Below are 13,396 nucleotides of genomic sequence, written 5' to 3' on the forward strand. Positions count from 1 at the left end.
TAAAGCACTGCGGATAAGCAGTGCTTTTGTTTTTCTGGTAATATTTACATTGGACCTTGCTGATCGTCTCCGGAAGCATTTGAATTCACATCCTTTTTACGTTTAGGTTGATCAATCTTTTCTCCTTGTTTAAATCTGTAAGTAAGAGAAACAGCAAACTGTCTTGGCTGCCACTGCATATAAGAATCTCTAACAAAGTTTTGCCCGAAGGTAGTTGATTCCATCGCTCTGGTATTGAAAATATCCTGAATATTGAACGATAGTGTTCCGTCACCTTTCCAAATCGTCTTAGAAGCTCCAAAATTTAATGCATACATATCTTTTCTATCCTGAAAAGCTGTTTTTTGCCCACCTCTGTAAAAACCTTGCAATTGGAAGCTAAAGGTTTTATCAACTTTAAAGGTTGTCGTAAGTCTGGATCTTGCAGCAAAACCGCTTCCGTTAAAATTTGCAGTTGCAACGATAGGATCTCCGTTATTATCTAATGTGTCATATAAGGTACTTCCTTTAGTTTTATATCCAAACAAATCAATATTTCCAAGAAACTTAAGCCAAGGTGTAGCATCCCAACTGAAATTCAGATCTAAACCGTAACGATCATCAGTTCCTAAGTTGATTGGTTTGGTATGAAAAACTATTCGGTCTTCTTTTTTACCAAGACTATTAGTAAATGTTTCTTTTTCATTATAAACCAGCATCTTTGTGTCATCTGTCTGGTGTCTGAAATATAGTGTCGGATTAATAGTAAGCTTCTTTTTAGAAATACTGTATCCAAGCTCAAAAGAATCTACATAAGAAGGATTTAAATCAATATTTCCATCGAAGATGTTCTGGTTGTCATTGTAGCTGGGATTGGGAATAAGAAACCACGATCTTGGTCTGTCAATTCTTCTGGAATAATTTAGCAACAGCTGATTATCTTTTGAAAACTCATAGCTCAAAAATACGCTTGGAAATAAGTTGTTGTAGGATTTTCTTCTTATAAGCGGTGCTTCATCTGGTACAAGATTAGCATAATCAATATCAATAGTAGAGTGTTCATTTCTTAACCCCAACTGATATCCAATCTTACCGATTTTACTTTTAAACTGTATGTAGCCTGCATTGAACATCTCTCTGTACAAAGCATCATAAGTATATAAAGGTAGAAATCTTAATGTTTGAATAGCAACAGTGCTTTCTCTTACATCATTATTATAGTTATTTTCATTAATGTCTAATCGGTAACCTGCTTCTATTTTAGAATTTTCACCAATTGGAAGTTCATAATCAGCTTTTCCGACTAAAGTTTTATTCTTTGTTTGCTGATTAATAATATTTTGTAATTCAAAATTTCCATTTTTGGTTTCATCAATATAAGTATCATTGTAAGAACGGTTACTTTGTAAACTTAATGACAAAGCAAGATTTTGTCCTTTATCATCAAATTTATGATCCAAACCAAAATCGCCCTGAAAAGCGAGATTGTCATTCACTCCTGTAGTAATCCTATTTCTAAAAATATCTGCAGCGTTTAATAATTTATTGTCATAAGTTACGTTTCCGTTACTTGTATTGTTGAATGTTCTTACAGTTCCTGATGCATTAACAGAAGTTTTATCGGTAATATCATAAACAATACCGGTCGAGAAATTATAATTATTATTCTGGCTGTCATTGATGTTTTCCTGATTAGTTCTCAGGATAGATTCATCTTTTGTAACATTATTGAAAACGCTATTTGTTCTATTCGTATTTCTGGATTCTCTGTAACCGCCGCCACCGTTTAAAAACCACGTTAAATTACCCTTTCTCCAGCTTAAATTAGTATTCAAATTGGTTTGTGGTAAATAGCCTAAAGTTCCGATAACACTACCATTAAAACCTGTTTTCTTTGATTTTTTTAAAATGATATTTAAAATACCTGCGGTTCCGCTTGCCTCAAATTTTGATGAAGGATTGGTAATTACTTCTATTCTTTCAATCTGATCTGCCGGAATACTTTGCAGGGCATTGGCTCCGTCATCAATTCCTAAAAGCGCAGAAGGCTTACCATTGATTAAAAAACGTACATTAGAACTTCCTCTCATAGAAACAGTTCCGTCTGTATCAACAGAAACCGAAGGTACATTAGACAAGACATCCTGAAGATTTCCGCCTTTACTTACGATGTCCTGAGAAGGATCATAAGTTCTTTTGTCTAATTCAACTTTGTATGGCTTTGTAGTAGCTGTAATTGTTACTCCCTGAATATCCTGAGTTTTCACATTCGTTGCAGAAGATTCTGCCTCAATAGAAAGGGCTCCAATATTTCCGGGTCTGCTGATTTGCTTATTGATCACACTTTTTTTATAATCTATAGCTTCAACTGAAATGTCGTAATTTCCCGGAGTAAGATCTAGTTTATAATTACCTTTTTCGTCAGTAAGAGTAGCGTCACTGAAGAGCTTATTCTGTTTGTGGCTGAATGTTACTGATGCATAAGGTACAGGCTGATTACTCTTGTCTACAACTGTTCCCGAGATCCCCACTTTTTCCTGTGCAAATGCTAAAGCTGCTGCTGAAAGTACAAAAGTAAGTCCAAAGGTTTTTCTGGTGAAAATACTGATTATTTCCGTTTGATTCATAGATATTCTTTTTATGAAATTGTAACAATAATGCTTTATGATTAAATTCTAACTAAAACATAAATTGAGCCAATTTCATGGTTTGTTTAATGTTTATAATTTATATGTCGATTAATAATAATAAATGTTAATTACAAACTTGTTAAAAAAAGTTAAATATTTTTATTATTTGATATTTTTAGAGTTTAGCCAGTCCTGATATGCTTTCGCATTCACTGCATGTTCCTCTGCACTTGCTGTGAATTTGTGATATCCTAATCTCGCAGGATCTGCACACATAAATATATAATTGTTGTTTTCTGCATTCAGAACAGCATCTACAGAATTTTTATCTACCACACAAATTGGTCCTGGTGGAATGCCTTTATTTGCGTATGTATTATAAGGAGATGGTGTTGTAAGATGTTTATAAAAAACTCTTTTTATAGATTCTTTAAAGTTTGTCTGCTTATTGATGGCGTAGATTACGGTAGGATCAGACTGCAGTTTCATGTCTTTTTTATAACGGTTAAGATAAAGACCTGCAATGGTTTTCATTTCATCTGGCTTTCCTCCGGATTCTTTATACACTATCGAAGCCAAAGCGTAGATTTGATCTCTCGTTAGTCCCGACTGTTGTTCTTTAGATTTTCTTTCCTCGTCCCAGAATTTTTGGTACTGATCATCAAATTTTGTGAAAAACTCCTGCGGAGTTACCGTCCAAAAGAATTGATAAGTATCAATAAAAAAATATTTTTTAAGATCTTCTGCATTTTTATAACCTTTTTCGGTAGCTATTTTATTCAAATCATTTACAAATCTCAACGAATCAAGCTCTGTTTTTCGGCTCACTTTCCCAACCATCTGATAAATATCTCCAAAATCCCCGATTCTGAAAGAGTTCGCCGTCTGGTTACCTGCCTTTATCATATTTACCAATGAGGTATTATTGGCTCCTTTTTGAAAATGATAACGACCAGGCTTAAAGTAGTTGTCCATATCTTTATCTTTTGCTACTTGTTCAAAAGATTCCTTATTTTTAATATATTGGCTTGCAGAATCTAAAATCTGTTTAAAGTTGGCACCGTGAGGAATAAGCACATATCCTTCTTTTGCCACATTGCTGCCATAATATTTTTTATAAAATTTAAAACCAAAAAATCCTGCAACAGCAAGAATTAAAAGGATAATAATAAGAATAGCTTTTTTCATTCCTGAAATAAGATTAATAGTTTTTAAAGTAAAAAAATTAAATGAGATCTATTTTGCCTCTGAAAACCTGTTTAGCAGGACCTTCCAGCCATATTTTTTGAAATTTACCTTCATTTTTTTCTGCATAAACTTTCAGGTTGCCTCCTAAAGTTTTTACTTTGATGGAGGTTAGATTGTTTTTTTGCAGAAAAGTTAAAGCAGAAGCTGTAACTCCTGTGCCACAACTGTAAGTTTCATCTTCAACGCCTCGTTCATAGGTTCTTACAAATATTTCGTTATCAGAAATTTTTTCTACAAAATTGACATTAATGCCTTTTTCACAATAATTTTCGGAGTTTCTAATCCTATTTCCTTCAGCAAAAACATTGTAGTTGGCAATATCTTCAACGTATTTCACGTAATGAGGGGATCCTGTATTCAAAACAAAATCTTCTCCGTCAGAAGAAATGCTTTCAACATCAATCATTTTTAGTTTGACAACTCCGTTATGTATTTCGGCTTCATGTTCCCCGTCAATAGCTATGAAAGTGCATTTTTCCTCGAAAATATCCAGAAAAAAAGCAAATGCGACCAAGCATCTGCCACCATTTCCGCACATGGTGCTTTCTCCGCCATCCGAGTTATAGTAAACCATTTTAAAATCGTACCGGTCATCATTTTCTAAAAGAATGAGACCGTCTGCGCCAATTCCGAATCTTCTGTCACAAAGTTTTTCAATTGTTTTTTGATCTTTAGGAAACTGTAGATCCCGGTTGTCAATCATTACAAAGTCGTTTCCGGTTCCCTGATATTTATAGAATTCCATTACACTTGAATTTTGTTATAAAAACCTGCAAAATTACTTTATTTTATATGAAAAAACGAACAGCAGATCTGTTCGTTTATTTATTATTTGATGAATGCTATCTTCTGAATCCGCCATTTTGATTATTTTGATTATTTTGGTTGGTGTTTTGCGGTGCTTCTGATCTGTTTCCTGCCGGATTGCTGTTTCTAAAACCGCTTCCATTGCTGTTTCTCGGTGCCTGTTGCGGAGGCTTTTGAGGAGATTGATTTCTGTAGCCGCTGTTTCCCTGTGTATTTCTGTTAGGGTTTCTGAATCCGCTGTTGTTGGTATTATTTCTTGGGTTGTTATTATTGGGGACATTTCTGAAACCACTATTTTCCCGAGGTATATTGGAGTTTTGACGTTCAAGATATATTCTTGTTCTGTTGTTCCCATAATAATAAGGAATGCCGTTATCATAATAGTATCTCATGTCATTACGATAATAATAACCATCATTTCCAAAATATCCGCCGTTGCCGTAATATCCTTGCGGAGCGTAATAATATCCGTTATCATAGTAAGGTTCTCCGTAAGCTGCATAACCTGTATTGTAAGCTGAGCATGCCGTGAGACTTGCGGTAAGACTTAATCCTAAAACTATTTTTATTATATTTTTCATAACTCTATCGTTCTTTTATTAGTATAACTATTCTTCCAGGCAACAAATCCTACGATTGCCATAATAGTAAATACCAAATATTGAACCGAAGTGATTCCGTACCCTTTATAAATATACATAGGGATAGATGCAAGATCTCCTATAATCCAGAAAATCCAGCTCTCAATACGTCTTCTCGCCATAAGCCACATTCCCACCAAAAAAACGGAGGTAATAAATATATCCAGCCAGTTTGCCCTGTCAAGATGATGAACTCCCACTGTGACCTTATCAATAGAAAAGCCGTTTTCAATAAAAGGTTTATAATAATAAATGAGAGTTATCAAAATTAAGCTCATCATAAAAAGAGCAGAAGATAAAATCCATTCTTTTTGAGAAGCCCAGTCTACGGTTACATGAATCTGATCTTCAGAATTTTTAGCCCACAAAATCCAGCCGTAAATACTCATTACCGTGTAATAGATGTTGATAATGCAGTCACCAATCAATCCAGCGATATATAAAAGATAGACATAAATAACGGTGGAAACAATTCCCGTAGGATAAACCCAGATATTTTTTTTAATAGAAAAAAATACACTCAAAATTCCCAATAGAGTTCCTGTAATTTCAAGAGTGATTTGCAAAATGTCTGCAGTTTCATAAGGCTTTATGAAAAAATCATATAAATTCATGGTTTAAAAATAACTAAAAAAACAGATAATTAAAATGAATAGAAATGGGTGTAAATCAGTTTTTTATATTTTTAAAGTTAAATTAATTTGCGAAAATCAGTCATTAAATGTTAATATCTCTAAATTTTTTATATTTTCGTAAATCTTTAATAAATAGAAACATGTCGAATATTTGGAAAACTAAACCACTCGGAGCCTATGAGGCGGATATGAAAAAAAGTGAACTCAAGCGAGTTCTGGGCAAGTGGAGTTTAACTGCCATAGGTATTGGAGCAATCATTGGAGGCGGTATTTTTGTACTTACGGGAACGGGAGCTTATTATCATGCAGGTCCCGCATTAGCATTGTCTTTTGTAGTTGCAGGTATTGCCTGTATTTTTGCTGCGTTGTGTTATGCAGAATTTGCAGCATTATTGCCTGTTGAAGGTTCTGCTTATGCGTATGCTTATGGTACAGTGGGTGAAGTTTTTGCATGGCTGATTGGATGGGGATTAGTTCTCGAATATGCAATGGGCTCTATGACGGTTGCTGTTTCATGGTCGGGATATTTTAATAAATTCCTGAAAATTATCAATGTTGAACTGCCGTATTATCTTACCAATGACTTTGCTACTGCAAAACAATATGCGGTGAGTCATGGTCTTACGGAACCTTCATTTGCATTCAATCTTCCTGCGTTTCTGATTGTTTTGATCGTGACTTCTATATTGGTAAAAGGCACAAAAGAAGCTGCAGGAGCAAATAATATGATTGTAATTCTGAAAACTTCTGTTGTAGTTTTTGTAATTGTTGTAGGTGCACTTTTCATCAATATGGATAATCTTACACCATTTATTCCGGACGAGAAAATGATCATTCAGTCTGATGGTAAATTAGGACCTGCTTACGGTTTTAATGGTATTATTGCCGGTGCAGCTGCTGTATTTTTTGCTTATATAGGCTTTGATGCTGTTTCAACTCAGGCTGCAGAAGCAAAAAATCCAAGAAAAGATATACCATTTGCGATTATTGTTTCGTTATTAGTATGTACAGCTTTATATATTCTTATGTCTCTTGTACTTACGGGGATGATGAGTTACAAAGATTTCGGAATTGTACCGGATGCGTTAACAGCTCCTGTTGCTGTTGCTTTTGAAAAAGCTACCGGAATGGATTGGGCAGTAATATTGATTACAGTTGCTGCTACGATAGGATTAATTTCTGTACTTCTTGTAATGATGTTGGGGCAGTCAAGAATATTTTTAGGAATGGCTAAAGACGGTTTGTTGCCGAAAATGTTCAAAGAAATTCACCCGGTGAGAAAAACTCCTTATAAAAATACTATACTATTAGGAATTATTGTAGCTACTGTGGCAGCCCTTACACCTATCAGTACATTGGTTCATATGTGTAGTTTCGGAACTCTTTTCGCATTCACAATGGTTTGCTTTGCTGTTTGGCTGCTTAGAGTAAAAAAACCTGAATTAAAAAGAGGATTCAAAACTCCGATGCTTCCTGTAGTAGCATCATTGGGAATTTTAATCAACATCTATCTAATTGTCAATCTGGAAATCACTGCCATTTACATGGCGATAGGCTGGCTGGCTTTGGGACTTCTTATTTACTTCTTATACGGAAAACGAAATAGTGTTCTAAACCAGGGTGGTTATGATGAATTTATAGAAAATTAAATTATCAATATACATATATAATCCGCAGTTATTTCTGCGGATTTTTTATTTTTACAGATATGAAAAAAATAATAATTCTTTTTTGTCTGACTTTAAATCTCTTTTTGTTTTCTCAGAAAATTGAAAGTTTTAAAACTATATTCAATGACAAGATAAGCATCAGAGCCATTGAACTATACGATAACAAAATTTGGTATAGCGGAACAGATTCTAAATTTGGGTATGTTGACTTAAAAAAGCCGCAGAACCAAAAACAGATCAGACTTTCTGAAAAGAAACTTCAATTTAGAACTCTGGCTCAGGATATAACATCATTTTATGCTGTCAATATTGAAAGTCCTGCTTATTTTTTCAAGATCAATAAGAAAACACTTACTTCGGAAATCATTTATACAGATACAACGAAAACAGCTTTTTATGATGCTTTACATTTTGTAAGTGATGACTTGGCTTTTTCATTTAGTGATACCGATAAAAGTTTAAAATTGAGATTGCTGGAAATTTTTCCTAAAAAGAATAGTTATAAACCTTCCGGTTTCATATCCCGGAATGGAAAATTAATGATGAATGAAGGTGAAGCTGCTTTTGCAGCCAGTAATACCAATTTGGCATCTTACAAAGAATATTTATGGCTGGGAACAGGAGGTGGTTCAGCAAGAATTTTTAAATTTAATTTGAGATCTCAATATGCGGAAATCTTTGAAACTGGATTTATTCAGGATTCAGAATCTCAAGGTATCTATTCCATAGATTTTGCCGATGCAAACTTCGGAATTGCTGTAGGAGGCGATTATACAAAACAGGAGGCAAATGTTAATAATATTGCCACTACGCAAAATGGCGGTAAAAGCTGGAAGATTCAAGCATCAGGAAATAATGCAGGTTACACTACTTGTGTGAAAATAAAACCCGGATCAAAAGGTAAAGACATCATTTCTGTCGGAGATCAGCATATCAGTTATTCATCGGATTATGGAAAAACATGGCAGGAAATTTCTGATGAAAAAGGTTTTTACGTCTGCCGTTGGATTGATCAAAACACAGTAGCTTTTGCAGGAAAAAATAAAATTTCTATAATGAAGCTTATATTCTAGATGCTCAAACTCATACGGATTGATAGTCTTTATTTCAGAAGTATTGGTTAATTTTGCAGGATGAATTTTTTTAATTCATATTAATCATTTATTTTAATTCTGCATGAGTTCATTAGTTGATAAATATAATATTCCCGGTCCTCGATACACTTCTTATCCTACTGTTCCTTATTGGGACGAGTTTACTTTTTCCCGCGAAGAATGGAAATCAAGTGTGATAAAATCTTTTAATGAAAGTAATTCGGAAGAAGGAATTTCAATTTATATCCATCTTCCTTTTTGTGAAGCACTGTGTACTTTCTGCGCTTGCCACAAAAGAATTACAAAACAGCACAGCGTGGAAATTCCTTATCTGGAAAGTGTTTTGAAAGAATGGACGCTTTACCTGCAGTTGTTTAGTGAAAAGCCAAAATTAAAAGAGCTTCATTTAGGAGGTGGAACTCCCACTTTTTTTTCACCTCAAAACTTAAAAACTTTGCTGGAAGGAATTTTTGAAACTGTTGAAATTTCAGACAAGCCAGAATTTTCTTTTGAAGGGCATCCGAATAACACCACAAGAGAACATCTGCAGACTTTGTATGATCTTGGTTTCCGAAGAGCAAGTTTCGGCGTTCAGGATTATGATCTGAAAGTACAGAAAGCCATTAACAGGATTCAGCCTTTCGAGAAAGTAAAAGAAGTTACAGAATTGGCAAGAGAAATTGGATACACGGGAGTGAGCCACGATTTGGTTTTCGGACTTCCGCACCAGCATTGGGATGCAATGGAATATACCATTCGAAAAACTTTAGAACTGAAGCCAGATCGTCTTGCATTTTACTCTTACGCTCATGTTCCGTGGGTAAAAGGGGTGGGACAGCGTGGTTTTGATGAAAATGACCTTCCAAGCGGAGAAGAAAAACGCCGTTTATACGAAGATGGTAAAAAGCTTTTGCAGGAATTGGGATATATTGAAGTCGGGATGGATCATTTTTCTCTTGAACACGATGATCTTTACCAGTCTTTAATTCAAAAGAAATTACACAGAAATTTCATGGGCTATACGTCAAGTAAAACTCAGCTTATGGTAGGATTGGGTATGTCATCTATTTCAGATTCATGGTATGCTTTTGCACAAAACGTAAAAACAGTGGAAGAGTATCAGAAGATGGTTGAAGAGGGAGAAATTCCTGTAGTGAAAGGTCATATACTTAATGATGAAGATTTGCTGATCAGAAGAAATATTTTAAATCTGATGTGTCAGCTGGAAACAACATTTCAAGACATTAATGCAATTCCCGAACTTCAGAATGCTTTTGCTATGCTGGATGAAATGCAGCGGGATGAATTGGTGGAAATCAACGGGAATCAGATAAAAATAACAGAAAAAGGCAGAGCTTTTACCAGAAATGTTGCAATGGTTTTTGATCTCAGAATGATGAGAAATAAACCGGAAACAAGAATTTTTTCAATGACTATTTAATGAATTTAAAATTGATTAAGAAACATATACAAATTAATTGCTTGGATAATCTCTGAGCAATTTTTTATTTTACGTGCTTAGGTATTCTCTTAAATACAGTTTTGAAAACTGACAATTTATATGAAATTTACATTAAGTTTCATTTAAACATCAAAAATACTTTCACATTTTATCAAAAATATGCCTGAATATATCTGAAAATAAACGATTTCTGCCGTGAAAAATTCATAAAATATCAATAAAATCATTATATTTGCCGACTTAATTTAACGTAGTTATAACAAAATGCAAGGAAAAGGACTTATTACAATTGTTGCTATTGTATTAGGGCTAATATGCTTAAATGAGCTATTGCCAACCTGGTACGCAAGCAAAATTGAATCGCAGATTGAAGCTGCGAACGGGAACGAGAAAGAGATCAAACGATTAAAAGAAGATACTCTTCATCTGGGTTTTACAGATCTTTATTACTCTAAAGCGAAAGACAAAGAAATGAAACTTGGTCTTGACCTGAAAGGAGGTATCAATGTACTTTTGGAGATCAATCAGAGAGATTTGGTAAGTGATTTAACTAATTATTCTGCTAATCCTGTTCTTATTGAAGCTCTAAACAGAACAGATGAAGTACAGAAAAACTCTTCAAAATCATATATAGATAACTTCTTCGTTGAGTTTGATGCAGTAAATAAAGCTAAAGGAGCTAACCTTAAACTTGCGGATCCTGAGATTTTCGGAAATACCAATCTTTCTGAAATCAAATTCAATACAACGGATGACCAGGTTAAAAGCATCGTTAAAAAAAGAATTGATCTTTCTGTAGGTACTGCTTTTGAGGTAATCAGAACCAGAATTGATAAATTAGGAGCTATACAGCCCAATGTACAGAGAGTTCCCGGAACAGCGAGAATTTCTGTAGAAATGCCGGGAATGAAAGATATTGATAAGGTGAAAAAAATGCTTCAGACTTCCGCAAAACTTCAGTTTTGGGAAATACAGCAGATCCCGGAAGTGGCACCTTATTTCCAGACTATTACCACAACAATTGCCGCAAAAGGAGATTCTATGGGAGTTGCAAAAAATGTAAACTTCATGAATCTTTTGCAGTTGGACAAACTAAAAACCAATGGTGTTGCAAGTGTGAAATTATCTGACACTGCAACTGTAAATAAAATCCTTAACAGCAAAGTAGCACAGTCTTTGAGACCGGCAAACATTAAATACACTCAGTTTATGTGGGGGTATAAGCCTGAAGCTACAGACGAAAACAGTCTTGTTTTATATGCTATCAGAGGAAATATCAATCAAAAAGCACCTGTAGACGGAGCAGTAGAGACGGCTAACATCAGCTATGATGAATTGGGCAGAGTGGTTGTAGATATGCAGATGGATTCTAAAGGTGCAAAAGACTGGAAAACGCTTACAGAGAAAAACGTAGGAAAACCGGTTGCTGTAACTTTGGACAACAGAGTGTATACTGCACCTAATGTTGTCGGTGCAATTCCTAACGGAAGAACTCAGATTTCAGGGAATTTTTCTCAGGATGAGGCGAAAGAATTAGTAGATGTTTTAGGAGCAGGTAAACTTCCTGCAGGAGCAAAAGTAGTTCAGGCAACACAGGTTGGTCCTTCTTTAGGTCAGGAGTCTATTGATGCCGGTGTGGTTTCATTTGCTATTGCATTCCTTATCATCATTGTTTATATTATTTTCTATTATGGAGGAGCGGGTATTTATGCGGTAGTTGCAATGATCATCAACTTATTCTACATTTTCGGAATTATGGATTCCGGAGACTTTACATTGACGCTTCCTGGTATTGCGGGTATAGTACTTACTATGGCAATGGCAGTAGATACGAATGTTATTATTTACGAAAGAACAAAAGAGGAACTTTTCGCAGGGAAAAGTATATTTGAGGCATATAAAGACGGTTTCAAGCATGCTTTAAATGCAATTATTGATGGTCACCTTACAACTTTATTAACGGCAGTAGTATTATTTTTCTTCGGAACGGGACCTATTAAAGGTTTTGCATTGACGTTGATGATTGGTATTGTAATGACATTATTTACCTCAGTAGCGTTATCAAGAGTAATGATCTTCTCAAGACTGGAAAAAGGAAAAGGTCTTTCCGTTTGGACAGCTCCTACTAAAAATCTTTTTAGAAATACGTGGATTGACTTCATTGGAAAGAGAAAAATTGCTTACGCGGTTTCAGCTATTTTAACCGTAGTTAGCTTAATTTCAATTTTTACAAGCGGTTTCAAATATGGTATTGATTTTACTGGTGGTAGAAATTATATCATAAGATTTGATAAGCCGGTAAATGCGGAGGATATTGAAAAAAAATTGGTTCCGTTTTTCAAAACTGAAGATGGTAAAAACTCTTCGGTTGAAGTGAAAACTTTTGGTAATGACAATCAACTGAAAATCTCAACAGATTATCTGATCAATGATGAATCTTTGAGAGCAGACCAGACTGTTGAGCAAAAATTATTTGAAGGATTAAAAGATGATTTCTCATCATCGACTACTTTGTCAGATTTCAAGAGCGCAGATAAAGGAAATACAGGAATTGTTTCATCAGAAAAAGTAGGACCTACCGTTGCTGATGATATTCAGAATCATGGTATTTTGGCAGTTGTTGCAGCTTTGGGAGGTATCTTTATTTATATCTTGTTCAGATTTAGAAAGTGGCAGTTTTCTTTGGGTGCAGTTGCGGCTTTATTCCACGATGCAGTTATTATATTAGGAGCTTATTCGTTACTTCACAGAATCATGCCTTTCAACATGGAGATCAATCAGGATTTCGTAGCTGCAATTCTTACGGTATTGGGTTATTCTATTAACGATACGGTAATTATCTTCGACAGAATTAGAGAATATCTGAGAGAAAAGAAATCTGCAACCTTGGCAGGGCTTTTTGATGATTCTATCTCAAGCACTTTAGGAAGAACGTTCAATACAACACTTACTGTGTTATTGGTAATTCTTGCGATTTTCATCTTCGGAGGAGACAATTTGAGAGGATTTATGTTTGCTTTATTAATCGGTATTGGTTTCGGAGCTTACTCGTCTATCTTCATTGCTTCTGCAATTGCTTATGATTTCCTTAAAACAGGCAAAGAAGAAGAAGTAAAAGGCAGAACAACAACCAGCAAAGAAGTTCTTTCTTCAAAATAATTTAAACTACATTAAATAAAAGAGTCTTTCAATTGAAAGGCTCTTTTTTTATGATCTATTTCTATTTACTT

9 protein-coding genes are annotated in these 13,396 nt (G+C 34.7%); 4 read left to right on the forward strand and 5 right to left on the reverse strand.

Annotated features, from left to right (window positions below):
* Positions 1-44: 44 nt before the first annotated feature.
* The 5 genes from AC0NBN_RS03415 to pnuC form a co-directional block, all read right to left on the reverse strand.
* Positions 45-2,606, reverse strand: a complete 2,562-nt coding sequence (locus AC0NBN_RS03415) for a TonB dependent receptor (protein WP_160811619.1) — start codon at positions 2,604-2,606, stop codon at positions 45-47.
* Positions 2,607-2,771: 165 nt separating this feature from the next.
* Positions 2,772-3,797 carry an endolytic transglycosylase MltG gene (mltG, locus tag AC0NBN_RS03420; RefSeq protein WP_160811620.1) on the reverse strand — a complete coding sequence of 342 codons (1,026 nt, stop codon included), beginning with the start codon at positions 3,795-3,797 and terminating at the stop codon, positions 2,772-2,774.
* Positions 3,798-3,834: 37 nt separating this feature from the next.
* Entirely contained in the window at positions 3,835-4,602 is a 768-nt protein-coding gene (dapF, locus tag AC0NBN_RS03425) for a diaminopimelate epimerase (protein ID WP_143883732.1), read from the reverse strand.
* A 97-nt stretch (positions 4,603-4,699) separates the two neighbouring features.
* Positions 4,700-5,245: a hypothetical protein gene (locus AC0NBN_RS03430; RefSeq protein ID WP_160811621.1), complete on the reverse strand. Its 546-nt coding sequence runs from the start codon at positions 5,243-5,245 to the stop codon at positions 4,700-4,702.
* Entirely contained in the window at positions 5,242-5,919 is a 678-nt protein-coding gene (pnuC, locus tag AC0NBN_RS03435) for a nicotinamide riboside transporter PnuC (RefSeq protein WP_160811622.1), read from the reverse strand. Before pnuC ends, AC0NBN_RS03430 begins: the two co-directional genes overlap by 4 nt.
* 161 nt (positions 5,920-6,080) lie before the next feature.
* Here pnuC and AC0NBN_RS03440 point away from each other — a divergent pair, with 161 nt between their 5' ends.
* From AC0NBN_RS03440 to secD, 4 genes are all read left to right on the forward strand, one after another.
* Positions 6,081-7,589 (forward strand): APC family permease, encoded by a 1,509-nt coding sequence (locus AC0NBN_RS03440; RefSeq protein ID WP_143883735.1) that lies wholly within the window; start codon positions 6,081-6,083, stop codon positions 7,587-7,589.
* Positions 7,590-7,648: 59 nt separating this feature from the next.
* On the forward strand, positions 7,649-8,683 hold the full coding sequence (locus AC0NBN_RS03445; RefSeq protein WP_160811623.1) for a glycosyl hydrolase: 1,035 nt from the start codon (positions 7,649-7,651) through the stop codon (positions 8,681-8,683).
* 103 nt (positions 8,684-8,786) lie between these two features.
* Entirely contained in the window at positions 8,787-10,145 is a 1,359-nt protein-coding gene (gene hemN, locus AC0NBN_RS03450) for an oxygen-independent coproporphyrinogen III oxidase (RefSeq protein WP_143883737.1), read from the forward strand.
* Positions 10,146-10,430: 285 nt separating this feature from the next.
* Entirely contained in the window at positions 10,431-13,325 is a 2,895-nt protein-coding gene (secD, locus tag AC0NBN_RS03455) for a protein translocase subunit SecD (RefSeq protein ID WP_160811624.1), read from the forward strand.
* Positions 13,326-13,396: the final 71 nt, after the last annotated feature.

The sequence above is a fragment of the Chryseobacterium sp. L12 genome (genome assembly GCF_056133985.1).

Bases quoted from the DNA above. Each gene is read 5' to 3' on its own strand.
- AC0NBN_RS03415 (WP_160811619.1), bottom strand. From the start codon at position 2,606: ATGAATCAAACGGAAATAATCAGTATTTTCACCAGAAAAACCTTTGGA.
- mltG (WP_160811620.1), bottom strand. From the start codon at position 3,797: ATGAAAAAAGCTATTCTTATTATTATCCTTTTAATTCTTGCTGTTGCA.
- dapF (WP_143883732.1), bottom strand. From the start codon at position 4,602: ATGGAATTCTATAAATATCAGGGAACCGGAAACGACTTTGTAATGATT.
- AC0NBN_RS03430 (WP_160811621.1), bottom strand. From the start codon at position 5,245: ATGAAAAATATAATAAAAATAGTTTTAGGATTAAGTCTTACCGCAAGT.
- pnuC (WP_160811622.1), bottom strand. From the start codon at position 5,919: ATGAATTTATATGATTTTTTCATAAAGCCTTATGAAACTGCAGACATT.
- AC0NBN_RS03440 (WP_143883735.1), top strand. From the start codon at position 6,081: ATGTCGAATATTTGGAAAACTAAACCACTCGGAGCCTATGAGGCGGAT.
- AC0NBN_RS03445 (WP_160811623.1), top strand. From the start codon at position 7,649: ATGAAAAAAATAATAATTCTTTTTTGTCTGACTTTAAATCTCTTTTTG.
- hemN (WP_143883737.1), top strand. From the start codon at position 8,787: ATGAGTTCATTAGTTGATAAATATAATATTCCCGGTCCTCGATACACT.
- secD (WP_160811624.1), top strand. From the start codon at position 10,431: ATGCAAGGAAAAGGACTTATTACAATTGTTGCTATTGTATTAGGGCTA.